Origin of the sequence: Agrobacterium sp. ST15.13.013 (assembly GCF_027956525.1) — a bacterium.
GTDB classification, from domain to species: Bacteria; Pseudomonadota; Alphaproteobacteria; order Rhizobiales; family Rhizobiaceae; genus Agrobacterium; species Agrobacterium salinitolerans.
In genome coordinates, this window is the sequence record NZ_JAQKGP010000003.1 from 101,976 (window position 1) to 127,178 (window position 25,203).

At 59.5% G+C, this 25,203-nt stretch carries 26 protein-coding genes; 21 read left to right on the plus strand and 5 right to left on the minus strand.

The features are described 5' to 3' along the window. Positions 1 to 23 precede the first annotated feature (23 nt). The 13 genes from flaF to PL597_RS04235 all read left to right on the plus strand — a co-directional run bounded on the left by flaF (position 24) and on the right by PL597_RS04235 (position 10,370). Positions 24 to 368 carry a flagellar biosynthesis regulator FlaF gene (gene flaF, locus PL597_RS04175; protein ID WP_063949721.1) on the plus strand — a complete coding sequence of 115 codons (345 nt, stop codon included), beginning with the start codon at positions 24 to 26 and terminating at the stop codon, positions 366 to 368. Beyond that, complete coding sequence (gene flbT, locus PL597_RS04180) at positions 365 to 814, plus strand: flagellar biosynthesis repressor FlbT (RefSeq protein ID WP_271364635.1); 450 nt, start codon at positions 365 to 367, stop codon at positions 812 to 814. Before flaF ends, flbT begins: the two co-directional genes overlap by 4 nt. Further along, entirely contained in the window at positions 805 to 1,275 is a 471-nt protein-coding gene (flgD, locus tag PL597_RS04185) for a flagellar hook assembly protein FlgD (RefSeq protein ID WP_077983393.1), read from the plus strand. Before flbT ends, flgD begins: the two co-directional genes overlap by 10 nt. Before the next feature lie 48 nt (positions 1,276 to 1,323). Further along, positions 1,324 to 1,590 (plus strand): flagellar biosynthesis protein FliQ, encoded by a 267-nt coding sequence (fliQ, locus tag PL597_RS04190; protein ID WP_077983392.1) that lies wholly within the window; start codon positions 1,324 to 1,326, stop codon positions 1,588 to 1,590. Positions 1,591 to 1,748: 158 nt separating this feature from the next. Then, on the plus strand, positions 1,749 to 3,836 hold the full coding sequence (gene flhA / locus PL597_RS04195) for a flagellar biosynthesis protein FlhA (protein WP_137409769.1): 2,088 nt from the start codon (positions 1,749 to 1,751) through the stop codon (positions 3,834 to 3,836). Then, positions 3,833 to 4,588: a flagellar biosynthetic protein FliR gene (gene fliR / locus PL597_RS04200; protein WP_077983391.1), complete on the plus strand. Its 756-nt coding sequence runs from the start codon at positions 3,833 to 3,835 to the stop codon at positions 4,586 to 4,588. Before flhA ends, fliR begins: the two co-directional genes overlap by 4 nt. A 15-nt stretch (positions 4,589 to 4,603) precedes the next feature. Next, entirely contained in the window at positions 4,604 to 5,023 is a 420-nt protein-coding gene (locus PL597_RS04205; RefSeq protein WP_142912763.1) for a hypothetical protein, read from the plus strand. A gap of 114 nt (positions 5,024 to 5,137) precedes the next feature. Next, positions 5,138 to 5,695 carry a rod-binding protein gene (locus PL597_RS04210; RefSeq protein ID WP_003503348.1) on the plus strand — a complete coding sequence of 186 codons (558 nt, stop codon included), beginning with the start codon at positions 5,138 to 5,140 and terminating at the stop codon, positions 5,693 to 5,695. 29 nt (positions 5,696 to 5,724) lie between these two features. Next, entirely contained in the window at positions 5,725 to 6,093 is a 369-nt protein-coding gene (locus PL597_RS04215) for a hypothetical protein (protein ID WP_077983432.1), read from the plus strand. Further along, positions 6,093 to 6,626, plus strand: coding sequence for a flagellar basal body-associated FliL family protein (locus tag PL597_RS04220; protein ID WP_269833355.1), 534 nt, complete (start codon positions 6,093 to 6,095; stop codon positions 6,624 to 6,626). The genes PL597_RS04215 and PL597_RS04220 overlap by 1 nt, the downstream gene beginning before the upstream one ends. Before the next feature lie 202 nt (positions 6,627 to 6,828). Continuing rightward, positions 6,829 to 7,503, plus strand: a complete 675-nt coding sequence (locus PL597_RS04225; protein WP_137409772.1) for a WecB/TagA/CpsF family glycosyltransferase — start codon at positions 6,829 to 6,831, stop codon at positions 7,501 to 7,503. A gap of 114 nt (positions 7,504 to 7,617) precedes the next feature. Next, entirely contained in the window at positions 7,618 to 9,393 is a 1,776-nt protein-coding gene (locus PL597_RS04230; protein ID WP_271364636.1) for a hypothetical protein, read from the plus strand. Positions 9,394 to 9,470: 77 nt separating this feature from the next. Further along, a complete protein-coding gene (locus PL597_RS04235; protein ID WP_142912765.1) occupies positions 9,471 to 10,370 on the plus strand; it encodes a bifunctional methylenetetrahydrofolate dehydrogenase/methenyltetrahydrofolate cyclohydrolase in 900 nt (299 codons plus the stop codon). An 18-nt stretch (positions 10,371 to 10,388) separates the two neighbouring features. On the opposite strand, the gene PL597_RS04240 is transcribed toward PL597_RS04235, so the two are convergent. Continuing rightward, the gene (locus PL597_RS04240) at positions 10,389 to 11,414 is read right to left on the minus strand and encodes a LacI family DNA-binding transcriptional regulator (RefSeq protein WP_191217069.1); all 1,026 of its coding nucleotides are present in this window, start codon (positions 11,412 to 11,414) and stop codon (positions 10,389 to 10,391) included. A 274-nt stretch (positions 11,415 to 11,688) separates the two neighbouring features. Here PL597_RS04240 and PL597_RS04245 point away from each other — a divergent pair, with 274 nt between their 5' ends. The 8 genes from PL597_RS04245 to PL597_RS04280 all read left to right on the plus strand — a co-directional run bounded on the left by PL597_RS04245 (position 11,689) and on the right by PL597_RS04280 (position 19,410). Continuing rightward, positions 11,689 to 13,050 carry an ABC transporter substrate-binding protein gene (locus tag PL597_RS04245; protein WP_142912767.1) on the plus strand — a complete coding sequence of 454 codons (1,362 nt, stop codon included), beginning with the start codon at positions 11,689 to 11,691 and terminating at the stop codon, positions 13,048 to 13,050. 102 nt (positions 13,051 to 13,152) lie between these two features. Beyond that, entirely contained in the window at positions 13,153 to 14,166 is a 1,014-nt protein-coding gene (locus PL597_RS04250) for a carbohydrate ABC transporter permease (RefSeq protein ID WP_271364637.1), read from the plus strand. Between the two features lies 1 nt (position 14,167). Beyond that, entirely contained in the window at positions 14,168 to 15,328 is a 1,161-nt protein-coding gene (locus PL597_RS04255) for a carbohydrate ABC transporter permease (protein WP_271364638.1), read from the plus strand. A gap of 37 nt (positions 15,329 to 15,365) precedes the next feature. Next, positions 15,366 to 17,021 (plus strand): beta-galactosidase BglA, encoded by a 1,656-nt coding sequence (gene bglA / locus PL597_RS04260; RefSeq protein WP_271364639.1) that lies wholly within the window; start codon positions 15,366 to 15,368, stop codon positions 17,019 to 17,021. A 20-nt stretch (positions 17,022 to 17,041) separates the two neighbouring features. Beyond that, a complete protein-coding gene (locus PL597_RS04265) occupies positions 17,042 to 18,130 on the plus strand; it encodes an ABC transporter ATP-binding protein (protein WP_077983382.1) in 1,089 nt (362 codons plus the stop codon). Positions 18,131 to 18,368: 238 nt separating this feature from the next. Next, positions 18,369 to 18,725, plus strand: coding sequence for a hypothetical protein (locus PL597_RS04270; RefSeq protein WP_162520486.1), 357 nt, complete (start codon positions 18,369 to 18,371; stop codon positions 18,723 to 18,725). Positions 18,726 to 18,850: 125 nt separating this feature from the next. Beyond that, a complete protein-coding gene (locus tag PL597_RS04275) occupies positions 18,851 to 19,114 on the plus strand; it encodes a type II toxin-antitoxin system ParD family antitoxin (RefSeq protein ID WP_142912770.1) in 264 nt (87 codons plus the stop codon). Beyond that, positions 19,111 to 19,410 (plus strand): type II toxin-antitoxin system RelE/ParE family toxin, encoded by a 300-nt coding sequence (locus PL597_RS04280; protein WP_137409779.1) that lies wholly within the window; start codon positions 19,111 to 19,113, stop codon positions 19,408 to 19,410. Before PL597_RS04275 ends, PL597_RS04280 begins: the two co-directional genes overlap by 4 nt. 84 nt (positions 19,411 to 19,494) lie before the next feature. Here PL597_RS04280 and PL597_RS04285 read toward each other — a convergent pair whose 3' ends face one another. The 4 genes from PL597_RS04285 to zwf all read right to left on the minus strand — a co-directional run bounded on the left by PL597_RS04285 (position 19,495) and on the right by zwf (position 25,189). Further along, entirely contained in the window at positions 19,495 to 20,859 is a 1,365-nt protein-coding gene (locus tag PL597_RS04285) for a metallophosphoesterase (RefSeq protein WP_271364640.1), read from the minus strand. Positions 20,860 to 21,055: 196 nt separating this feature from the next. Continuing rightward, positions 21,056 to 22,876: a phosphogluconate dehydratase gene (edd, locus tag PL597_RS04290; RefSeq protein ID WP_077983378.1), complete on the minus strand. Its 1,821-nt coding sequence runs from the start codon at positions 22,874 to 22,876 to the stop codon at positions 21,056 to 21,058. A 128-nt stretch (positions 22,877 to 23,004) separates the two neighbouring features. Further along, positions 23,005 to 23,703, minus strand: coding sequence for a 6-phosphogluconolactonase (gene pgl, locus PL597_RS04295; protein ID WP_271364641.1), 699 nt, complete (start codon positions 23,701 to 23,703; stop codon positions 23,005 to 23,007). A 10-nt stretch (positions 23,704 to 23,713) separates the two neighbouring features. Further along, on the minus strand, positions 23,714 to 25,189 hold the full coding sequence (zwf, locus tag PL597_RS04300) for a glucose-6-phosphate dehydrogenase (RefSeq protein ID WP_077983427.1): 1,476 nt from the start codon (positions 25,187 to 25,189) through the stop codon (positions 23,714 to 23,716). Between the last annotated feature and the right edge of the window lie 14 nt (positions 25,190 to 25,203).

Consider the following 25,203-nt stretch of genomic DNA (forward strand, 5'->3'; position numbering starts at 1 on the left):
GGCGGCAGATAAAGGATACATGAATGTACCAGTTTTCCTACGCCGAAATCATGGAGGATGGTGTCGCCAACGCGAAAGATCGCGAGCGGCAGGCGTTGACCAAATCGATCGAACTTCTGGTGGAGGCGAGGGACTCCTCCTCGCAGCGGCCGACGATTGAGGCACTTTTTTACACTCGCCGTGTCTGGATACGCTTCATTGAAGATCTCAAACAGCCGGACAACCAGCTTGCCATCGAGCTCAGAGCCAATCTGATCTCCATCGCGATCTGGATTTTGAAAGAGTGCGAACTGATCCGGAAACGTCAATCGACGAATTTCCAGGGCATAATTGACGTGACAACCATCATCAGGGATGGACTGAAATGAAAAGTACACTTCGGATTTCGCTGAAATCGGGCGAAAAGATCTTCATCAACGGCGCAGTTCTGCGTGTGGATCGCAAGGTAGCGCTCGAATTCCTGAACGATGTCACGTTCCTGCTCGAAAACCACGTTCTGCAGCCCGATCAGGCGACGACGCCGCTCAGACAGCTTTATTTCATCGCGCAGATGATCCTCATCAACCCGGAAGGGCGCGAGCAGTCCACCAACATGTTCCGCAAGTCGGTCAGCATGCTCTTGAACTGCTTCCAGCACGACGAGGTTCTGGCGGAACTGAAGCGGATCGACGGGCTTGTCGCATCCGGCAAGGCTTTCGAAGCGCTGAAAGCCATTCGCGGTCTCTACCTGATCGAGGAGAAAATCCTCAACAATCAGGAAATGACCCCCGCAACGATCGAACAGATTCGCAAGGAGATCGCACCATGGCGGTAGATGCAGTCAATTCGGCAGCGGCAAACCCCTGGGCGAATGCCGGCGCCAGCAGCAGCGACAAGAACGCGGCTTCGCTGAACTATGACAGCTTCCTGAAGCTCCTCATCGCGCAGATGAAGAACCAGGATCCGACCAGCCCGATGGATGCCGGCGAGCAGATGTCGCAGCTGGCAAGCTTCTCGCAGGTCGAGCAGACGATCAAGACCAACACCCATCTGAAGAGCATGCTGCAGGCGGAAGCCCTGACGCGCGCCTCCGATCTGGTTGGCAAGACGGTCAAGAGCGCCGACGACACCGTCACCGGCGTGGTGAAGGAAGTCGAGGTCTATTCGGACGGTGTTGTGGCCATCACCGAAGCTGGTGACAAGGTGCTGCTGCAGGCTGGCGTGACCTTCTCCAATGGCCCGATTACGAGTACATCTGATAGCGGAACCGATTCGGATAGCGCGACTGGTTCCTGACATTGAAGAGGCGGTATGACGCCGCCTTTATGAAACAAGGATGCGACGATGAACGAGGCAGATGCGCTTGATATCATGCAGGCGGCAGTCTGGACCGTTCTCGTCGCGGCCGGTCCGGCGGTTCTCGCCGCCATGATCGTCGGTGTCGTCATCGCCTTTATTCAGGCCCTGACCCAGGTTCAGGAAATGACGCTGACCTTCGTTCCCAAAATCGTAACGATCATGATCGTTCTCGGCGTCGCCGCCCCCTTTGTGGGCGCGCAGATATCGCTCTTTTCCAATCTCGTCTTTTCCCGCATCCAGTCCGGCTTCTGACCTCCGTTCGATCCCGATGCCACCCTCGCGCAAGCTTCAGCGGCTAGGGATAGGCGCGAAGCATCGGTCCGGATTGTGTGCGCTTTTCGAAAACCGGTGCTTCGGAACCGTGCGGCGGCTTTTCCGTCGCCCTTCTCATGAAGAGACAGGACGAAATCATGGCGCAACCACCAGTCATTTCCTTACCGAAGGTCAGTCCGAGCGCGCGTGATATCGGCTTCGCCCTCGGCATTGTGGCGATCCTCTGCGTCCTCTTCCTGCCCATTCCGGTCATGCTGGTCGATATTGGCCTTGCCTTTTCGATCGCGCTCTCGGTCCTTATCCTCATGGTGGCGCTCTGGATCCAGCGGCCCCTGGACTTCTCGTCTTTCCCGACCGTGCTGCTGATAGCGACCATGATTCGCCTGTCGCTGAACATTGCGACAACGCGCGTCATTCTCTCGCACGGCAGCGAGGGGCCGACGGCGGCCGGCGGCGTCATTGCGGGTTTCTCCAGTCTCGTCATGTCCGGCGATTTCGTGATCGGTCTGATCGTTTTCATGATCCTGATCACGGTCAACTTCATCGTCATTACCAAGGGTGCGACGCGTATCGCGGAAGTCGGCGCGCGCTTCACCCTCGACGCCATCCCCGGCAAGCAGATGTCGATCGACGCGGATCTCTCCGCCGGCATCATCGATGAAAAGGAAGCCCAGCGCCGCCGCCGCGAACTGGAAGAAGAAAGCTCCTTCTTCGGCTCGATGGACGGCGCCTCCAAGTTCGTTCGTGGCGACGCCATCGCCGGCCTCATCGTCACCGCGATCAATATCTTCGGCGGTATCATCATCGGTTATTTCCGCCACGGCATGCCCATCGGCGAAGCGGCCGACGTCTTCGTCAAACTTTCGGTCGGCGACGGTATTGTCTCGCAGATTCCGGCCCTGATCGTATCGCTCGCCGCCGGCCTTCTGGTCTCGCGCGGCGGCACAGCCGGCTCGACGGACCAGGCCGTTGTCAATCAGCTGAGCGGCTATCCGCGTGCGTTGATGGTTTCAGCCATGCTGATGGGCCTGCTGGCCATCATTCCAGGCCTGCCGTTCCTGCCCTTCATCTTCCTTGGCGGCATCATGGCTTTTGGCAGCTGGTATATTCCACGCCAGGCCGAAGCCGAAAGCGCCCTTCGTCGGCAGGAAGAGGAGAACAAGGTTCTCCAGAACACCGAGGCGGAGAAGGATTCCGTCAAGCAGGTTCTGAAGACCGCCGAGATCGAGCTCGCGCTTGGCAAGCAGGTTTCCACCCGCCTTCTTGGCGCGCATCAGGAACTGGCTTTCCGTGTCGGCAAGATGCGCAAGAAATTCGCGAGCCAGTATGGTTTCGTCGTGCCGGAGATCAAGGTCTCCGACGACATCATGATCCAGGAAAAAGCTTACCAGATCCGCGTCCATGGCACGACGATCGCCTCCAGCAACCTGCGTGTGGGGGATGTCCTCGTGGTGACTGGGGCAGGGCGCAAGCCGAGCATTCCCGGCGACGAAATCCGCGAACCCGCTTTCGGCATGCCTGCGGTCTCGATCCTCGAAACCTTCACCGAAGATCTCAAGCGCGAAGGCTTCCATCCGATCGATAACGTCTCCGTGGTGCTGACCCATCTGAGCGAGGTCATCCGCAACAACCTGCCGCAGCTTCTGTCTTACAAGGATGTCAAAATCCTCATCGACAGGCTCGACCCCGAATACAAAAAGCTGGCCGACGAGATTTGCTCGTCACACATGTCCTATTCCGGCCTGCAGGCGGTTCTGAAGCTGCTGCTCGCCGAACGCGTGTCGATCCGCAACCTGCATCTCATTCTCGAAGCGGTTGCAGAACTCGCACCGCATGTGCGCAAGACGGAACAGATCGTCGAACATGTTCGGGTGCGCATGTCGCAGCAGCTCTGCGGCGATCTGGCCGACAATGGCGTGCTGCGCGTCCTGCGCCTCGGCAACAAATGGGACATGGTCTTCCATCAGGCGCTCAAGCGCGACCAGAAGGGCGAAATTGTCGAATTCGATATCGATCCCCGCCATCTCGAGGAGTTTTCCGAGCAGGCGTCGAAAGTTATCCGTGAATTCATGGATCGCGGCCTGCCCTTTGTCCTTGTAACCTCGCCGGAAACGCGGTCCTATGTGCGCATGATTATCGAGCGACTCTTTGCGACCCTGCCGGTTCTTTCGCATGTGGAACTGGCCAAGGGTCTCGAGATCAAGATTCTGGGCGCCATTTCATGATAACCGACCCGCAGGGGACAATCATTGCATTGTTCCTTGCCATCTGCCGTATCGGCGCATGCTTCATGACCATGCCGGGCTTTTCAAGCTCGCGCATTTCGCCGCAGATTCGCATGCTTCTGTGCGTTGCTGTGTCCATGGCGCTCCTGCCCGTGCTATGGGACACGATCTATCCGAAAGTTTCCGGCGCAAGCCAGGGCACGGTCGTCGGCCTCATCTTCACCGAGGTCGTCATCGGTTCGATGTATGGACTGATCGCGCGGTTCTACACGCTCGGCTTCCAGTTTACCGGCGCGGTCATCGGCGCTTCCATTGGCCTCAGTGCGCCGGGTGGCGCCGATGTCATTGAAGACGTGCAGGAAAACCAGATATCCAATTTCATCACTTTCGGCGGCCTGCTGGTTCTGTTCATATTCGATTTCCACCATATCGTCCTCAAGGCGCTGGTGGATTCCTATACCGCCACACCGGTCGGCGCGCTGATCAGCGGCCAGAAAATGCTGATTACGCTGACCGACACGCTCAGGGCTTCCTTTTCCATCATGCTGCGCCTTGCCAGCCCCTTCGTGATCTATGGCTTGATGTTTAACGTCGCGGTCGGCCTCATCAACAAGCTCGCGCCGCAGATTCCGGTCTTCTTTATATCGACGCCCTTCGTTCTCGCGGGGGGTATTTTCATGCTTTACCTGTCGGTCGCAGCCCTTATCCGTCAGTTCGTGGATGGTTTCGGCCCCGTCTTTATCGGCTTTTGATCGGGAGAAGACGTTATGGCTTCGGACAAACGCTCGGAAAAACTCAAACGTCTGGTAACGGTTCAGCGGCACATGGAAAAAATGGCCGAGGTGGAACTGGCCGACACCACCCGCGCCCGTACCGAAGTGGCGCAATCCATGGAGAGCGTGCTGGAGGCCATGAGTTCCATGGAGCCGGTGCATCAGACATTCTCCCGGCACTATTCGGACCGCTACGGCCGTCTCGTCGTCCAGGACCGCCAGCTTGAGGGCGTTCAGCAATTTCAGGAAAACAAAGTTCTGAAGGAAAAGACCAAGGCAGACCGGCTGGAGGACAGGATGCACCTCGCGCGCGATCTTGAGCAGCGCGAGGCCGACGATAATGCAATCTATGATTTGTTAGAAATTACGAATGTTTCCCAGACACCAGCCTCCAGCAAGGTTGGCGATCCATAATCTGTCCCATTGTTGCATCGCGGGCGTTCTTGAGGACGTTTCCGGCGATGTTTCTTGATTGAGCGAATGCGCCGGCTTTTGCGCCGAGCATTCGTCAGCTCGGGAGATCTGGACGTGGCGATATCGGTGATAAGCGATCTGGTGATGGATGTGGTTCGCGCTGCGGACCCCCAGGAAGTTCAGGTCGCGCAGGAAAAACTCAAGGCGAACAAGGCGGCTTTTGCCGCAACCAGCCTTGCCGATGCCGGCAAGGGTTTCGGTGCCGCGGTCGATATGCTGGATGGCGCGTCCTCGAAGGCTGGCCTCGGCGACACCAATATTCGCGCGGCCCGCACCGAAATCCCGGAAACCTACCGCAAATATGAAGCCTCGGTACTCCAGACCTTCGTGGCCAACATGCTGCCGAAAGACAGCGAGGAAGTTTACGGCAAGGGCAATGCCGGCGAGATCTGGAAAAGCATGATGGCCGAACAGTTTGCTGACACGATCTCCAGGAATGGCGGCGTCGGCATTGCGGAGCAGGCTTACAAGGATGCGTTGCGGAAAGCCGAAAGCAAAGGCATTACCGACGTATCGATGAATGAAAAAGACCATAATGCTGCAATTCGGATGGTGGCGGAGTTCGAGCGGCAGGTCCTCGGCGTTTCCAATGAGAAAACGGACGAGGCTTGAGAATGAAAAACCCTAACGAGGAGACAAGCATGGACCTTATGTCGAACGACCACCGTATCCAATCCGTTCTCGGCCGCCTTGAGATGATCATCGACAATGAGAACGACAATATCGGTAAAGACCCCAAGTTCGACTTCAAGGTATCCAACGCCCACAAGAGCCGTTGCCTCTATGAGCTGACGATGCTGTTTCGCGATACGCCGCGCGAGGAAATCGCCGCCGGTTACATGGAACAGGTCAGGGGCATCAAGTCCAAGCTCGCCACCAATGCCAGCCGCGTCGAGGCGCATCTGAATGCGGTTCGCGCCGTTGCGGATTTGCTCAAGAACGCGCTCCAGGAAGCCGATACGGACGGCACCTATTCGCAGGAACAGTTCATGTACGGCGCAGCCTCCTGATGTTGAAGCTTCTTGTCACCGGCGTCTGGGTTTGCGCCGTCACGCTCGGCGCGGTGTATTTCTCCGTCCAGTTGGCGACGGCGCCCGCACCGGGTGAGGCGGGGGCAAAAAAGGCCAATCTGCAACTGGTCAAGGGCGAAAGCATCACGATCCCCGTCATCAATGACGGCGGGGTGAACGGCTATTTCCTCAGCCGTATTTCGCTGCGCGTCGACAAGACCAAGATGGCGAAGATCGAGCTGCCGGCAACGCAGTTGATGACGGACGAACTGTTCACGCTGCTTGCGGGTTCTTCCATGGTCAATATCGCCAATATTTCCACCTTCGATCCCGAAGCCTTCAAGCAGCGCATCCGCGAGGGGCTGAACAAAAGGCTCGATGACGAGGTGGTCGAGGATGTGCTGATCGAACAGCTGGATTATCTGTCGAAAGCCGATATCCGCGAGCAGGACGGCAATGGCACGCCCCGTTCGGTCAAGCTCGTCGAGGGCGAGAAGGCCGAAGCCGGCAAAGAAGCGACGCCAAGCCACTGACGACCGGGGGGCGAGGGGCGTCGGCCAGATAGGGGATGTGGAGCATCCTTCTGGTTAATTGTCTCTTGCCGCATCCCCAGGCATTCGAGAGATTGCTTTCAGGCTAAATTCAACCAGCACCTGTATAACAAACCCATGAACCACCATCCCGCAGGCCATGCGTCGGATCGGTGGCGACGGCTTTGGCATTTGGGGGTTGGCAATGAGTTTCGCGTCAGGTCTCGCGCGGTCGGGATCGCAACGGAATATCCACGGACTGCGCGTCTGTGATCTCGATTGGAATGGGGCGCTGGAATTGATCAGCGGCAGGGCGTCTGCCTGTGAGGGGCATACGATGCTGTCCTTTCTCACCATCGAAAAGGTGAAGCTTTCGCTTAGGGACAACGCCTACCGGCAGATTCTTGAGAGCTGTCTGCTCTTGCCGCAGGGAAAGGCAATGAGGGCCGCTGCGCGCAACGAGAATGGCGAGCCTTTGTCTGCACCCATCGACGGCGTCGCCTTCACCATGGCGCTTCTGACCTATATGGCCGTGCCGAAGCGTATCGGTGTGGCGGGAGATGATTCGGCGCAGATCGGCGAGGTTCTCGCCAGGTTGCGGGCGCATGCGCCCTGGCACGATTTCGTCATGCTGAACCGCGATGCTTCGGCTGTTAAGGTGGATGTTCTGCTCGCGGGAATGTTGAAGGAAAACCAGGAAACATGGCTGCACCGCACCGTCAGCAGCGAGAATGCGCGGGTCACGATTGCGGTTGGGCAACTGTTCAAGGTCCTGTCTTCGGAAGTGGCCGGCATGCCGGAAATTTTCCGCAAGCTTCACATGAGCTGGCTCTACAGCCTTTGCGCCGAACCCTGGCACATCGCGCTCGGCAAGAGCTGAGGCCGTTCTCGCAGGCGCTGCGTTAACCATTTGTTTGCCACGATCCTTTAACCTCTCGTAAGGTTTTAACAGTCGCCCGTGGCGGGCGGCGCCGAGGGCGGCAGACGGCTTCAGATGGTTGATGACAATCCGGACATGATGGCGATCCGCCTTGACGAGGATGATGTCGCTACGCCCGTATCGCAATGGCGCAGACATTGCCGTCGGCTCATGACGTCCGGTTGCATCGCCGCCGCCGCCGTTGTCGGTGCTGCCCTTCCGCTTCTGCTCGTCGATTCGGGCTTTCGCGGTTATGTTTCGCAAGCCCGGATCGAGGTTATCCAGACCGCTTACGATGCCCCGGATGCCGTCCGCTTTCTGGCGATGGCGCGTCGTACGCTGCTTTCACCCTCCGGGCTCGACCGTATAACCGCCGATCTTAAGCTGAAGTCGGCCGATATGGTCGGCGTTCGCAATCAGGGCGAGCTTGGCCTGCTTTTCGACCTTCTGACCGGCGCGGATGCGCGCCCGTTATCCGAGCGGGAGGCGCTGAACGGCGCGGTGGGAGAAGCGATCCGGCTGGAACTGACCCCGGATGAAAACACGCTGATCGTGACCGGTAAGGCCGCGACGCCGGACGCCGCCATGCGACTGACCGATTATCTTTCGATGCGCGTCATCGCGGATGGCAAGGCCGGCACTATGACGCCCGCCATGCGCGAGACGGAAAGGGCGCGGGCAAGGCTCGATGAGGCGGAAGCGGCGCTGAACGGTTTCCAGATGCGCCACGGTGACGCGGTGATGGCCGAGGCGCAGCAACTCGAGCAGCAGCTGCGCGACGTAAACGACAGTCTGGCGCGTAGCACCCGGCAGCAACTGTCCATCCAGGCCGATCTGACAGCGGCTTCGGCCCTGAAGCCGAATGATGTATTTGCGAAGCCTTTGCCGGGCGGTACGGGTTTTTCGGTACTTGAGGATGTCAGGCAGAAGTATTCGACCGCCAGCATGGCGCTTGCTGCGGTTTCGGTCGATTACGGCCCGAAACATCCCCGCCGCATCGCCGCCCAGAATGCGGTGGATGCCGCACAGGCGCTTGCCGGCCCCGCCTTGCGGCAATTGCTGGAAGGCCTGCGGGCGGATGAAAAGCGCATCTCTCAGGAGATCGCGGCCGCCAATGGCGAGCAAAAGAAGTATCTCGACCGCCTCAATGAGCTGGGTGTCGCCCCCGGCGAGTTTTCCAGATTGCAGGGGGAACTGGACACGGCGCGAAATGCCTATCTGGAGGCAAGCGAACGCCGCGACCTCTCCGCATCCGCCACGCCCGCGCTCGAAACCCGTTTGACCAAGAAGGCCGCACCGGGCGAGTTGACCCGCGACCTGCCGCAGGCCGCCATGTTGGCGGGCGGCGGTGCATTGATCGGCCTGCTGGGCAGTCTCTATCTCCTGAGCTATCGTCGTCACGACGAGGAAGAGGAGGGCGCATTGCTCATCGAAGAGGGCGCGGAACATCCATCCTCCGTCGAGCCGTCGATTGAGTCTCTGCAGGTTTCCGAATTCGAACCGATCGAACCGGCTGTGTTCGAGGATCTGCAGAATCTTGCCGCAGGGGACAACATCGAGCCGGAGGAAGATGGCTTTGCCGATTATTACGGCGAGGCCGTCAATGACGACGACGACATGCCGCTGGACGAGCGCGTGCGGCAGGTGCTGATGGGCAACCGCACGGTCAGGAGTGCTGATCCGGCCCCTTACGGACTTCCGCCGCTTCTGGCTGACGCCCTTGCCGGGCACGTCGATCATGCCCAGGCCGAAGCAGAGGAACTGATGGAATTGCGACGCGAACTGGCGTTCCTGAGGGAGTGTCTTACCGATTACGCCGATCGCCGCGAAGACTACCGCAAAACAGCCTGAAAACGCCGCATTTTAGCTTGCATTCCTGTGGCGGGGGCACCATACGGAGCCGACGTAACCCAGCAGGAGCAGGACGCATGGCAGTTGTGATTGACGGGAAGGCGAAGGCGGCTTCGGTAACGGAGGCGGTCCGCAAATCGGCAGAAGCGCTTGAGGTGGAAAAGGGCGTAAAGCCTGGTCTCGCGGTTGTCATTGTCGGAAATGATCCGGCCAGCCATGCTTACGTGAACTCCAAGAGCAAGATGGCCAAGCAATGCGGCTTCAACTCCATCCAGCACACGCTGCCGGAAGAAACCACCCAAGCTGATCTCCTGAAGCTTGTCGGCGAACTGAACGCCGATGCCACCATTCACGGTATTCTGGTACAGCTGCCGCTGCCGAAACATTTCAACTCGGATGAGATCATCCAGTCGATCCTACCCGAAAAGGATGTCGATGGTCTGAGCGTGCTCAACGCCGGCAAGCTCGCGACCGGCGATCTCGCCACCGGCCTCATTTCCTGCACGCCCGCCGGCGCAATGCTGCTGGTACGCGGCATTCACGGCGACGACCTTTCCGGCCTCAACGCCGTCGTCATCGGCCGCTCCAACCTGTTCGGCAAGCCCATGGGCCAGCTTCTGCTGAATGCCAATGCCACGGTGACCATGGCGCATTCCCGCACCAAGGATCTGGCCGGCATCTGCAAGACCGCGGATATTCTCGTCGCGGCGGTCGGTCGCGCCGCAATGGTGAAGGGTGACTGGGTAAAATCGGGCGCGACCGTCATCGATGTCGGCATCAACCGCATCCCCGCGCCGGAAAAGGGCGAAGGCAAGTCGAAGCTGGTGGGCGATGTCGCTTATGACGAGGTGAGCGCGGTTGCTGCCGCCATCACGCCTGTTCCCGGCGGCGTCGGCCCGATGACCATCGCCATGCTGATGGCCAACACCGTCATCGCCGCCCATCGCGCGCTGGGCCTGACCGCGCCGAAATTCTAAGCGGTTGGAAACGGCCGGCTACGCTTTCGGAGCCGGCCCCGTCGAGGCACGCACCACCAGTTCCGCCTTCCAGAGTTCCTGATGCGGTTCGGTCTGGTTGAGCTTGATCCGGTTGATCAGGCGCTGGCCCACCCGCACCCCCGCCGCCCGGAGCGACGAACGGGTGGTGGTCAGCGGCACGGAGAAATTATCCGGCTTCAAAAGCGGCAGCACGTCGTCATGGGCGATCAGCGAAATATCCTTGCCGGGTTTCAGGCCGCGCTGGTTGAGAGAACGGATCGCGCCGAGCGCAAGCGCGGTACTGGCACAGAGAATGGCGGTCGGCTTTTCCGGCCGTGACAGCAACGCTTCCATGCCGAGATAACCTTCCTCATCGGTCATGCTGCTGTGTCTCTTGTTGTTCGCATGCAATGTCAGGCCATGTGCCGAAAGCGCCTTTTCCACCCCGAGACAGCGCCGATAGGTGAAATCATAACCCTCCGGGCCGTTCAGCAGCCCGATCCGCGTGTGGCCAAGCTGGAGGAGAAGCTGGGTCGCATCGCGAAACGCGCCCTCATTGTCGACGTCGAGATAGGGATAGTCCTCCTCCACGCCGACGGAGCGGCCATGGACGAGGAAGGGCAGGGAGAGCGATTGCAACATGGCGATGCGCGGGTCGTTCTTCTTCATATAGGCGAGATAGATGCCATCGACGCTGCCGTTTGTGGCGAGCCCCCGCAGAGCTTCGCGCTCCTTTTCCGGCTCGGTGGGCATGATCACGAGATGAAAGCCGCTGCGCGACGCCTCTTCACCGAGGCCGCTCAGGAATTCGCCGAAATGCACGTCGGAACGGTGGTGTTCGCCAATCGGCATGACAAGTCCGATGGAGCCGACCTTGCCCGTCGCCAGCCGTTGCGCTGCCGCATTCGGGCGATATCCCGTCTTTTCGGCAGCTTCCATGACGCGGCGGCGCGTTTCGGCGCTGACCTCCGGATAGCCGTTGAGCGCCCTGCTGATGGTCGTCTGCGAAATGCCCAGCAGTTGCGACAACTGTTTCAGGTTCATGTCTATAATTTCCTCCATGCGCGCGCCTAAGAATACGGCAAAGCCTCTCCTCAATTCCCAAAGCGCTTTAGATTTTTACCAGCCTCCACTGCATTTCTCAATCGAAAAGGATAGCCGCCTTCCGAATTAAATATGACTATTTATAAGGCGCTGCAACGTTTCCGAACAAAGAGCCTCTTGACTCTGTCTTAATGACAATGAGATGAATAGGCAGCCAAAGCGCTTTGATTGGAGAGGACGCTTTGAGCCTTTTATGTGATGGGAGGTAAATCACATGCAGAAGACTCTTTTGGCGACAGCTGCCGTCATGGCTTTGCTGTCCGGTGCGGCCTTTGCCGCCGACCTTAAATTTGCACCCGGCGGCGACGCCAAGTTCAACTGGAAAAGCTACGAGGACTTCAAGGCGGCCCATGCCGACCTGAAAGGTCAGACGCTGACGATTTTCGGTCCGTGGCGTGGTGAAGACGAGGCCCTGTTCCAGTCGGTGCTTGCCTATTTCGCCGATGCGACCGGCGTGAATGTCCGTTATTCCTCGTCGGAAAACTACGAGCAGCAGATCGTCATCGATACGCAGGCGGGTTCGCCGCCCAATATCGCCATCCTGCCGCAGCCCGGTCTTCTGGCCGATCTGGCGGCCAAGGGCTTCCTCGTGCCGCTCGGCGACGAGACCGCCAATTGGGTCAAGGAAAATTACGGCGCCGGCCAGTCCTGGGTCGATCTCGGCAGCTACAAGGGCAAGGACGGCAACAAGGCCTATTTCGCTTTCCCCTTCAAGGCGGATGTGAAGTCGCTCGTCTGGTATGTGCCTGAGAACTTCGAGGAAGCGGGCTATAAAGTGCCCGAGACGATGGAAGACCTGTTCAAGCTGACGGACCAGATCGTTGCCGATGGCGGCACGCCCTGGTGCATCGGCCTCGGCTCCGGCGGCGCTACCGGCTGGCCAGCAACGGACTGGGTGGAAGACCTGATGCTGCGCACGCAGCCGCTCGACGTTTACCAGAAATGGACGACCAACGAGGTCAAGTTCACCGATCCGGCCGTGGTCGAGGCGATCAACGAATTCGGCAAATTCGCCAAGAACGAAAAATACGTCAGCGGCGGCGTCGCGGCCGTGGCCTCCACCGACTTCCGTGACAGCCCCAAGGGCCTCTTCGACATTCCGCCGAAGTGCTACCTGCACCATCAGGCATCCTTCGTGCCGTCCTTCTTCCCGGAAGGCACCGAAGTGGGCACGGATGTGGATTTCTTCTACATGCCGACTTACGCGTCCAAGCCTGACCTCGGCAAGCCGGTTCTCGGCGCCGGTACGCTCGTTACCATCACCAAGGAAGCGCCTGCGGCCAAGGCATTCGTCGAATTCCTGCAAACGCCGATCGCCCACGAGGTCTGGATGGCTCAGTCGAGCTTCCTGACGCCCTATAAGGGTGTGAATGTCGATGCCTATGCCAATGAGCAGATGAAGCGGCAGGGCGAAATCCTCACGACTGCGACCAGCTTCGGCTTCGATGGTTCCGACCTGATGCCCGGCAAAATCGGCGCCGGCGCGTTCTGGACCGGCATGATCGATTTCGTCGGCGGCAAGTCCGCCGATCAGGTCGCCGCCGATATCCAGAAGGCCTGGGACGGCCTGAAGTAAAATCGGATCAGGCCCGGCGGTTTGCTGCCGGGCCTTAACCAACGGAACGGCCCCGACGACCGCATAAATCAGCGCGGCGCGGAGAGGATCAAGGGAGGGAACATGGCTCAACAACTCGTGTCAGCCATCGGCGTCATGGTGGCGGGCGTTTTTGCTTGCGCTGCCTATTATTGGCTATCCGACAAGGCGCTGCAGGCGATCTTTCCCGTCCGCTCGGGAGACGTCATTCACGCTTCCCGCAATCTCAATCGCCGCGCCGCCGTCCGGCCTTGGCTGTTCATTGGCCCGGCGTTGATCCTTCTGCTGGTCTATCTGGTGTACCCTGTCATCGCCACGCTGATCCTGTCCTTTTATGATCGGACCGGCAGCGAATTCGTTGGGCTTGCCAATTATCGCTGGGCGATTTTCGATGCCGGTTTCCGCCAGTCGATCTTCAACAATATGCTCTGGCTCGCTGTCGTACCGGCCGCCTGCACCTTCTTCGGCCTGGTTATTGCCGTCATGACCGACCGCATCTGGTGGGGCAACATCGCCAAATCCATCGTTTTCATGCCGATGGCGATCTCCTTCGTCGGCGCGTCCGTCATCTGGAAATTCATCTACGAATACCGCGCAGAGGGGCAGGTGCAGATCGGCCTGCTCAACGCCGTCGTCGAATTTTTCGGCGGCAGCCCGGAAGTGTGGATTTCCATGCCCTTCTGGAACAATTTCTTCCTGATGGTGATCCTCATCTGGATTCAGACCGGTTTCGCCATGGTCATCCTGTCCGCAGCCCTGCGCGGCATTCCCGAAGAAACCATCGAGGCCGCGGTGATCGACGGCGCCAATGGCTGGCAGATTTTCTGGAAGATCATGGTTCCGCAGATCTGGGGCACCATCGCCGTCGTCTGGACGACGATTACCATTCTCGTGCTCAAGGTCTTCGATATCGTGCTCACCATGACCAACGGCCAGTGGAACACGATGGTTCTCGCCAATCTCATGTTCGACTGGATGTTCCGCGGCGGCGGAGACAGCGGCCGAAGTGCCGTCATCGCGCTCATCATCATGGCGGCCGTCACCCCGATCATGGTCTGGAACATCCGCCAGGCGAACCGCGAGATGGAGGGTCGCTGAGATGAACATCGTCAAACGTCTTCGCCGCGTCGGCCTGCCGCGCCTCATCGTCCACGCCAGCGTCCTCGTCGTCGTGCTTCTCTGGCTCCTGCCCACGCTCGGCATTCTCGTCAGCTCGCTGCGCGACAAGGACCAGATCACGGTATCAGGTTGGTGGACGGCCTTCTCCAGCTCGGAACAGACCTCGGCAGTTCGCCTTGCCGATGCGTCTGTGCAGAAGCAGGACGGCAGCCGCTACGTGATCTCCGGCAACGTCTTTGAAAACGGTCAGGGCGGCAAGGTCGCCGCCTTCGGCGTCCGTGTGCAGGAACCCACAGCCTTCAAAGCCGGGGAGGCTGCCGATATCGGTGATGGCGAGACACTTCTCGTCAATTCGGACGGCAGCTACGAATACAGCAAGGCCACAAGTTTCGAGGGTTCTCGCGGAAAACGTGTCTATATTTCCGTCGCCACGCCGCCCGTCTTCACGCTCGACAATTACCGGACCGTTCTGACCTCGGAAGGCATCGGGCAATCCTTCGTCAATTCGCTGACCGTGGCGGTGCCTGCGACTGTTATTCCCATACTCATTGCCGCCTTCGCCGCCTATGCGCTGTCATGGATGAGCTTTTCCGGCCGCAATCTCTTGATTGCCATGGTGGTGGGCCTGATTGTCGTGCCGCTGCAGATGTCGCTGATCCCGCTTTTGCGGCTCTATAACGAAATCGGCACCATCTTCGGTGTGCCGTCCAAGACCTATGCCGGCATCTGGCTGGCGCACACCGCCTTTGGCCTGCCGCTCGCCATCTATCTGCTGCGCAACTATATTTCCGGCCTGCCGAAGGAGATCATCGAAAGCGCGCGCGTGGATGGCGCGAGCGACTTTGAAATTTTCGTCAAGATCATCCTGCCGCTGTCCTTCCCGGCGCTCGCCTCCTTCGCCATCTTCCAGTTCCTCTGGACCTGGAACGACCTGCTCGTCGCCATGGTCTTCCTTGGCACGCAGAAGAACGAACTCGTGCTGACGGGTGCGCTCAACGCGCTGCTCGGCTCGCGTGGCGGCAACTGGGAAATCCTTACCGCCTCGGCCTTTGTTACCATCATCGTGCCGCTTGGCGTTTTCTTTGCTCTTCAACGTTATCTCGTGCGTGGCCTGCTGGCAGGCTCCGTCAAGGGAGGCTGATCAATCCATGAACGCCCATACCTCACAGGACACTTCCATGACCGCTTCGGTGACTTCCGCTTTGACGCCCAACAAGGACTGGTGGCGCGGCGCCGTTATCTATCAGATCTACCCGCGCTCCTATCAGGACTCCAATGGCGACGGCATCGGCGATCTCAAGGGCATCACCGACCGGCTGGCGCATATCGCCAATCTGGGTGCCGATGCGATCTGGATTTCGCCCTTCTTTACCTCGCCGATGAAGGATTTCGGATACGACGTCTCGAATTATGTCGATGTCGACCCGATGTTCGGCACGCTTGCCGATTTCGACGGGTTGATTGCCGAAGCCCACCGCCTCGGTATCCGCGTCATGATCGATCTCGTTCTGTCGCACACGTCCGACCAGCATCCGTGGTTCGTGGAAAGCCGCGCCAGCCGCAACAATCCCAAAGCGGACTGGTACGTCTGGTCTGACGCCAAACCGGATGGCACGCCGCCCAACAACTGGCTGTCGATCTTCGGTGGCTCCGGCTGGCAGTGGGACCCCACCCGCATGCAATATTACATGCACAACTTCCTGACCTCGCAGCCGGACCTTAACCTGCATAACCCTGAAGTGCAGGAAGAGCTGTTGAACATCACCCGCTTCTGGCTGAGGCGCGGCGTCGATGGTTTCCGTCTCGATACCATCAACTTCTATTTCCACGACCTCGAGCTGCGCGACAACCCGGCGCTGGCGCCGGAACGCCGCAACGCCTCCACGGCACCTGCCGTTAATCCCTATAACTTCCAGGAACACCTCTACGATAAGAACCGCCCGGAAAATATCGCGTTCCTGAAGCGCTTCCGCGCGGTGCTGGACGAATTCCCTGACATCGCCGCTGTGGGTGAAGTGGGCGACAGCCAGCGCGGTCTCGAAATCGTCGGCGAATATACGTCGGGCGATGACAAGATGCAGATGTGCTACGCCTTCGAATTCCTCGCACCGGACGCGCTCACCCCGCAGCGCGTCGCCGATGTGCAGGCGGATTTTGCGAGAGCCGCGCCGGAAGGCTGGGCTTGCTGGGCCTTCTCCAACCACGATGTCGTGCGCCATGTCAGCCGTTGGGGCGAGCATGTCGAAGATAAGGACGCCTTTGCCAAGGTGCTTTCGGCGCTGCTGATGACGCAGCGCGGTTCCGTCTGCATCTATGAGGGCGAAGAACTCGGCCTCACCGAAGCCGATATCGCTTTCGAGGATTTGCAGGATCCCTACGGCATCCAGTTCTGGCCGGAATTCAAGGGCCGCGACGGTTGCCGCACGCCGATGGTATGGGATGCCGGTCATGCGCAGGCCGGCTTCTCGACCGCCGACAGGACGTGGCTGCCCATTCCGGCCGAGCATAAGCAGCGCGCCGTCAGTGCCCAGCAGGGCAATGAAGCATCAGTGCTTGAGCACTATCGCCGTTTTCTGGCTTTCCGCAAAAAACACCCCGCTTTTGCCAAGGGCGGTATCGAATTCCAGCCGGTTGAGGGCGAAGTGCTGAGCTACACCCGCACGCTCGGCAACGAAACCGTGCTATGCCTCTTCAATCTCGCCGCAACGCCGGCAAAGGCCACGTTGCCGGAAGGGAACTGGGAGGTTCTTGAAGGCCACGGCTTTGCAAGCGGTCTTGAAGGCAGAAGCGTAGAACTTCCGGCATGGGGCGCATTCTTCGCCCGTTACGCCTGACAGATGAGGGAGGAACACCCATGACAAGTCTCGTTCTCAAGGATATCCGCAAATCATACGGACAGGTGAAAGTCCTGCACGGCATCGATCTTTCGATCGAACAGGGCGAATTCATCGTTTTCGTCGGTCCGTCCGGCTGCGGAAAATCGACGCTGCTGCGCATGATCGCCGGGCTGGAGGAAATCACCGGCGGCGAGATGTTCATCGACGGCCAGCTCGTCAACGAAATCCCGCCCTCGCGTCGCGGCATCGCCATGGTGTTCCAGTCCTATGCGCTCTATCCGCATATGACAGTTTACGACAACATGGCCTTCGGCATGAAGATCGCCAAGGAAAACAAGCAGGAAATCGACCGCCGCGTTCGCGCCGCCGCCGAAATCCTGCAGCTGACGCAATATCTGGAGCGTTTGCCAAAGGCACTCTCCGGTGGCCAGCGACAGCGTGTCGCCATCGGCCGCGCCATCTGCCGCAATCCGAAAGTCTTCCTGTTCGATGAGCCGCTCTCGAATCTCGATGCGGCGCTGCGTGTCGCCACGCGCATTGAAATCGCCAAGCTCAACGAGCAGATGGCCGATACGACGATGATCTACGTCACCCATGACCAGGTGGAGGCGATGACGCTGGCTGACCGTATCGTGGTTCTGAATGCCGGCCGCGTGGAGCAGGTCGGGGCGCCGCTCGAACTTTACGAGAACCCGGCCAATCTCTTCGTGGCGAAATTCATCGGCTCGCCGGCCATGAACATCATCGAAGGGAAGATCGTCGGGACTGGCGAGCGGACGTCGATCGAGCTGGCCGGCGGCAAGACGCTTGCGGTCAATGTTCCAACCCCCGCATCCGAACAGGGCAAGGCCGCAAGCTTCGGTGTGCGGCCGGAAGATCTGAGCATCGTCACCGGTGATGATTATCTTTTCGAAGGGAAAGTGTCGATTGTCGAGGCTCTGGGCGAGGTGACGCTTCTGTATCTCGAAGCGCCGAAGGGCCAGGAGCCCATCATCGTCAAGGCACCGGGCATTGTCTCGGTCGCCAAGGGGCAAACCCTGCGTTTCGCCGCGCCGCAGGAAAAGCTTCACCTCTTTAATGCCGAGGGCAAGACCTACCGCGTCTGATTGCAGTCGACCCCCAAAACACCCCGGAACGTCCTCGTTCCGGGTTTTTTGCGGAGCTTTTTACGGCTGTGGAAAAATAACGGAAATGTCCCGCTCTCGGTCTGTTTAAGCCTGCGCTGATATGAATTGTTAAAGACTATGACCTAGTCTCGATCCATTGATCGAGCATGGGAGTCTGGACGTGCAGAGCGGTACGGGTGTCATCAGGAACCATTACCTGAGCAAGGAAGAATCCTTCATGTATGACCGCGAAAACCGGTTCCGCATGGAAGATACCATGAATGCGGCACGCATCGAATATACCGAAAAGGCCGTGATGCACATGGCGGCGCGCCGCTGCGATGTCATCCGCATCTCCCAGACCGAAGCGGTGCTGGCGCTGCTGACGAAATACAATCTGCCGAACCAGTTCTATCTCGATATTCCCGACGCTCGCATCACCAAGATCGGCTGCGTGATGTTGCGCGTCAACGCCAATAACACGATCCACGTCCGCTTCCTGCGCATGCTGACACAGAAGGAACTGGACCGCATTTTCGTGTTCAGCACACATCCCGCACACAGGGAACGCAAGCTCGATATCAGGTCGTTCTGAGACCATCTGCGGATCGGCGAAAATGGTTTAACCGGCTGTTTCGACCCTCCGCATCACCCCGTGTCATATCCAGCCGTTGCTAACTATTATCACGGGATGATATAGGTGGTGGAAAGGATATGGCTATGGCAAGCAGTGCAAATCTCGGTCGTCATCTGGAAACTTATGTTTCAGACCTTGTGAAGTCGGGGCGTTATAATTCTCGCAGCGAGGTGTTGCGGGAGGGTGTTCGGCTGGTGGAAGAGCGTGAGAAGAAACTCGCCGCTCTTGATCTGGCAATTGCGCGCGGACTTGCAGACGCAGATGCGGGACGCGTGACGCCAATCAAGGACGTTGCATCGCAACTTAGCGCGAAGTACCGAAAAATTGCGGAAGAAAGCGGGCTGTGATCGTCGTTCTCACCGACGAGGCCAAGGCAGACCTTGAACGCATCGGTGATTTTATTGCGGCTGATAATCCGCGACGCGCAGAAACATTCGTTGTCGAATTGCTGGACCGATGTTCAAGACTGGCGGAGATGCCTCGTGCTTATCCGCTGGTGCCCCGTTACGAGCAAACCGGTGTTCGTCGCCGTCCCTATGAAAACTACCTTGTTTTTTATCGTGTTACCGGAACACGGGTTGAAATTCTGCACATTCTGAACGGTGCACAGGATCACGAATCCATCCTCTTCCCGCAAGACTGATTCACACATCGATCCCGAAAACGCGGCATGAATTAAGAATTTGCAGGCTCTTGCCGACTGTCTCTGCCTTCGATGCCTGTGAGCTTAAGAAAGCCCGCCCAGAACCGTCTGCTTCAGTTTCACATCCGGCACCTCGGTGAAGGTCAGGTCGCCGCGGCCGAAATAGGATTTCTGGTTGGTAGCGGACCAGTCGTTGCAGACCAGCTTGTAGCGCCCTTTCTTCTCCGGCTTTTCCGGCATGGCGTAGAGATAGTCGCCGGTGCGCGCTGTGAGCGGGATGTCGCCATCCTGGTTGCAGCGTTTGAGGATTTGCGCAAGCGCCTCGCCATCCACTTCCGTCACCATCAGCTTGCCATCGAAACGCAGCGAGGCGTTGAAATCATAACGGCGAATGTCGCCTTCCGGCAGGCCCGCACCGAAGGAGGTGTGGCCGACGAAGCCGACATCCGCGCCAGTTTTGGCGGCAATAAGCTGCGCCACATGGCGGCCCGCCTCGTCGACGGTCATCGCCTTCGCCGATTTGCCGACAACTTCCCGTTCTTCCGCAGTCAGGTGTTTATCAAGCGTCTGCTCGATCAGGGCCTTGAGGGCAGGGGATGCGGGAGCGCCGCGATCGATGGAGATCGTCTCGATGGCCGCAGCCTTGCCGGGAGCCGCAATGGTCGCCACCGTCATGGAGGTGCACCATGAGCCGGTATGGACATAGCGGGTGGCGCCCTGTTCATGCACGAAGCTCAGATGGTCATGGCCGCCGACGAGCAGGGTGCCATCCGGCAGCAGCGGCAGGATATCACGGTCTGCGACGACGCCGGCATGGCTGAGAACAATGTTGATCGCACCGGGTTTGACGATGCCAGGAAGATTGGCCTTGGCCCATTCCGCGGGCTGCGGAATGTCGAGCATTTCGCGCGTGGCCTTCGGGTAGGTGTTGATCGCATTGGTGGCGAAGCCTGCCACGACGACCCGCTGCTCAGCGACGCTCACCTCGGCGCTATCAGCCGCATAGGGTTTGCCGCTGCGCTTGTCGATGATGTTGGAAAGCACGGTTATGCCGAGCGCCTGGGCGCGGCTGACGAAATTGGCAAGATCATTGTCGATATCGGGTTCATGATTGCCGATATTGATGACCGTGGGGGCAAGCTTGGCGAGCGTCGCAAGGAAGGTCCATTCGATTTCGCCGGCCGAACGTGTGGCCACAGCGTTGCCGAGTTCGAAAAGATCGCCATTCAACAGGATGATGTGGGGCGTCTTGTCGGCGGCGATACGCGTTTCAATGGCCGCGAGAAGCTGGCCGATACGCTCATAGGCCGAATGCAGGTCGGAGATGACGATGGCGCGAAGGGCTACATCCTGCGCCATAACGGGCGTCGCCGCCACCAGCAGCGGCAGCATGGCGGTGCCTGCCATAAGCTTCAGCACGTCGCGGCGTTTGCTTGAAAAAATCGTCATGTCATTGCCCCTTCATCCGAAACTGCGCCGTCGTCCACGGTCGGCTGGAGAAGGCCCTATAGGGCGATCGTCACAGCCACATGACAAGTCTGACGTTTAGGATGTGGGAAATAAAGCGGATTCTCTCGGTATCCCGGCGACACCGCAAAGCAGGGTTGAAAGGCGAAAGCCGCATCCGGCCTTCGCCTCCACAAAATCAATGGAAGAGCACGCTGGCGCCCTGATCGGCCGGGCCGGCATTGCGGCGGAAAGGGGCGAAAAGTTCGCGACCCATCCCCCATTCATTACCGGAAAGATCGGCCCGCGCCGGTTCGCGTTTTGCCAGCTCGGCGGCGGAAACCAGCACCTCGAGCGAGCCGGAAATGGCGTCGAGACGGATGATATCGCCGTCGCGGATGAGCGAGATCGGGCCGCAATCGGAAGCCTCAGGCGTGACATGGATGGCGGCAGGCACCTTGCCGGAGGCGCCGGACATGCGCCCGTCCGTCACCAGCGCCACCTTGAAGCCGCGATCCTGCAGCACGCCAAGCGGCGGCGTCAGGCGGTGCAGCTCCGGCATGCCGTTGGCCTTCGGTCCCTGGAAGCGGACGACGGCGATGAAATCGCGGTTGAGCTTGCCGTCCTTGAAGGCGTCCTGAAGTTCCTGTTGGTCGTGGAAAACGATCGCCGGTGCTTCGATGATGTGGCGTTCCGGCTTGACGGCGGAAATCTTGATGACCGATTTGCCGAGATTGCCCGTCAGCATCTTCAGGCCGCCCGTTGGCTGGAACGGGGTTTCGATGCTGGAAAGAACCTTCGGGTCGTGGCTCTGTTCGGGTGAGGGCTGGCGGGTGACGGCGCCCTTCTCGTCCAGCAGGGCATCCACGGTGTAGGCTGCAAGCCCCTGTCCGAAGACTGTGCGAACATCGTCATGCACGAAGCCCTGCTTCAGGAGCTGCTTGATGAGGAAGCCCATGCCGCCGGCGGCGTGGAAATGGTTCACATCCGCAAGACCGTTGGGATAGACGCGGGCGAGCAGCGGCACGATGTCCGAAAGATCGGAAATATCCTGCCAGGTGAGGATGATGCCGGCGGCACGCGCCATGGCGATCAGATGCATGGTGTGGTTGGTGGAGCCGCCCGTCGCATGCAGGCCGACGACACCGTTGACGACGGATCGTTCGTCGATCATCTCGCCAGCGGGCGTGAATTCATTGCCCTGCGCGGTGATGGCGAGAGCTCGCTTGGTGGCCTCGCGGGTCAGCGCGTCACGCAGTGGCGTGCCGGGATTGATGAAGGACGAACCAGGCATGTGGAAGCCCATGATTTCCATCAGCATCTGGTTGGAATTGGCGGTGCCGTAGAAGGTGCAGGTGCCGGGGCCGTGGTAGGATTTGGATTCCGCTTCGAGCAGCTCGGCGCGACCGACCTTGCCTTCGGCATAAAGCTGGCGAATGCGCGACTTCTCGTCATTCGGCAGGCCTGACGTCATCGGGCCGGCGGGAACGAAGACCGCGGGCAGGTGACCGAAGGCGAGGGCCGCGATCACGAGGCCGGGCACGATCTTGTCGCATACGCCGAGATAGAGAGCCGCATCGAACATGTTGTGCGACAGACCGATACCGGCAGCCATGGCGATGGCATCGCGGGAAAACAGCGAAAGCTCCATGCCGGGCTGCCCCTGGGTCACGCCATCGCACATGGCGGGAACCGCGCCTGCCACCTGCGCTATGCCGCCGGCCTCCCTGGCCGCATCACGGATGATCGCCGGGAAGGTCTCATAGGGCTGGTGAGCCGACAGCATGTCGTTATAGGCGGTGATGATGCCGAGATTGGGAACCCGGTCGCCGGCAAGGATGTCCTTGTCGGCGGGGGAACAGACGGCAAATCCATGTGCAAGATTGCCGCAGGAAAGCACGGAACGGTGAACGCCTTTGGAAACCTGCAGCCGCAGCCGCTCGAGATAGGTCTCGCGGTAGGGCTTGGAGCGTTCGACGATGCGGGCGGTGATGGCCTGAATGCGGGAATCGGCGGACATGGGCGTTCATCCTGTTCGTTGGTCGGCAACCGGCGTTCCGGGAGGTGAACGGCCGGTTGTCGTGTTTCAGTCTTCATGTCTTCGGGGCGCTTTGTCGCCGGGCCGCAATCGCGGCGGTGGCGTTTGGCTTATGGCGCCCAGTATATATCCACGGGCGTTTCTGCCCGGTTCAGTACGGCGCGGACGGGCATTTCATCCTCATCCTCACCGGACTGCGCTCTCTCCAGCGTTGCCTTCTTGGCCGCACCTTCGATATGCAGCACCAGAAACTCGGCATCGTGCAGGCTGGAGAAGTTGAAGGTCAACCGCTCCTCGCCGGCATTTTCCGCCGCCATGGTCAGAACGCCGCGCGGTTCATCGAGATCGAGCGCTTCGTAGAGATTGTCTCCACCGGGGAAGAACGATGCCGTGTGGCCATCCGTTCCCATGCCGAGAATGACGACATCGAAGGGATCACAGATCGCTTCGGTCTTGACCGTCGCAAGGGTTGCGGCATCTTCCGGCGAGGCCGCCGGCTGGAACAGCGGCACGAAATAAGCCGCCTTCGCCTTGTCCTGCAAAAGGTTTTCGGCGACGAGACGATGGTTCGACCGGTCGCTTTCGGGCGGCACGAAACGCTCGTCCACCAGCGTCACGCTGATATTGGGCCAGTCGAGATCGTGTTTGGAAAGCGCCTGAAAAAACAGCTTCGGTGTCGACCCGCCGGAGACCGCAATGCTTGCGGTCCCCCGTTCCTTGGTTGCCGCATCAAGGCGTTTGGCAACCTCCGCGGCAAGCGCGGTGGCCAGCGCTGAGGGAGTGTCGAAGACGTGAATGGTTTCGCTCATCGCGCGGCCCTCAGTCGGCATCGTGCCAGGTGCGGCCGTCGCGCTCGATCAGTGCGATCGAGCCGCTCGGACCCCAGGTGCCGGCCGTGTAACCCTGTACGCCCTGGCCAAGTTCTTCCCAGCTCTTGAGGATCGGATCGACCCAGTCCCAGGCAGCCTCGACTTCGTCGCGGCGCATGAACAGCGTCTGGTTGGAACGGATGGTATCCATCAACAGCCGCTCATAGGCATCGGGGCTGCGCACGTTGAAGGCTTCCGCAAAGCTCATATCCAGCGAGACCTGACGCAGGCGCATGCCGCCCGGGCCGGGATCCTTGATGAGGAGCGACTGCTTGACGCCTTCATCCGGCTGCAGGCGAATGACCAGCTTGTTGGCCTCGATCTTGCCCGCCGCATCGTCGAAGATCGAATGCGGGATCTGCTTGAAGGTGACGACGATTTCCGAAACGCGGGTCGCGAGGCGTTTTCCCGTGCGGATGTAGAAGGGAACGCCCGCCCAGCGCCAGTTGGCGATTTCAGCCTTGATGGCGACGAAGGTTTCGGTGTTGGAAACGCCGCCTTCCAGCTCTTCCAGATAGCCTTTGACCGGACCGCCGGCGGAAGCACCGGCGCGGTACTGGCCGCGAACGGTCAGCTTTTCGACATTGCTGGTATCGATCGGCTTCAGCGAACGCAGAACCTTCAGCTTTTCGTCGCGCACCGCTTCCGATTTCATCGAAGCGGGTGGCTCCATGGCCACGAGGCAAAGCAGCTGAAGGATATGGTTCTGCACCATGTCGCGCAGCGCCCCGGCCTTGTCATAATACCCGGCGCGGCCTTCCAGACCGACCGCTTCGGCAACCGTGATCTGAACGTGGTCGATATGGGCGGAATTCCACAGCGGCTCGTAAAGCGCATTGGCGAAACGCAACGCCATCAGGTTCTGCACCGTCTCCTTGCCGAGATAGTGGTCGATACGGAAGATCTGCTCTTCCTTGAAGACGTGGCCGATGGTGTCGTTGAGTTCCTGGGCGGAGGCGAGATCGCGGCCGATCGGCTTTTCCACGACGATGCGGGTCGAACGGGTGATCAGCTTGTGCTCACGGATCTTGTCGGCGATATCGCCGAAAATGCCCGGCGCTACGGCCAGATAGAAGGCGCGCACGCGCTCCTTGCCCTCGTCCAGCAGCTTCTTCAGCACATCCCAGCCATTGTTGCCCTTGGCATCAACGGGCACATAAAAAAGCCTGTTCAGGAACACGGCAACCTGCGCGTCGTCATATTCGCCGGCCTTCAGGTGCTCCTTCAGCGCGTCCTGCGCGAATTTGCGATATTCCTCATGGGTCATAACCGAACGCGATGCGCCGATGATGCGGGTCGGCTCCGTGAACTGACCTTCGACCTGCCGGTGATAGAGGGCTGGCAGAAGCTTGCGCTCGGCAAGATCGCCCGTGCCGCCGAAAACGACACAATCAAAAGGTTCAACAGGAATGATCTGACTGCTCATATCGATTCTCTCGA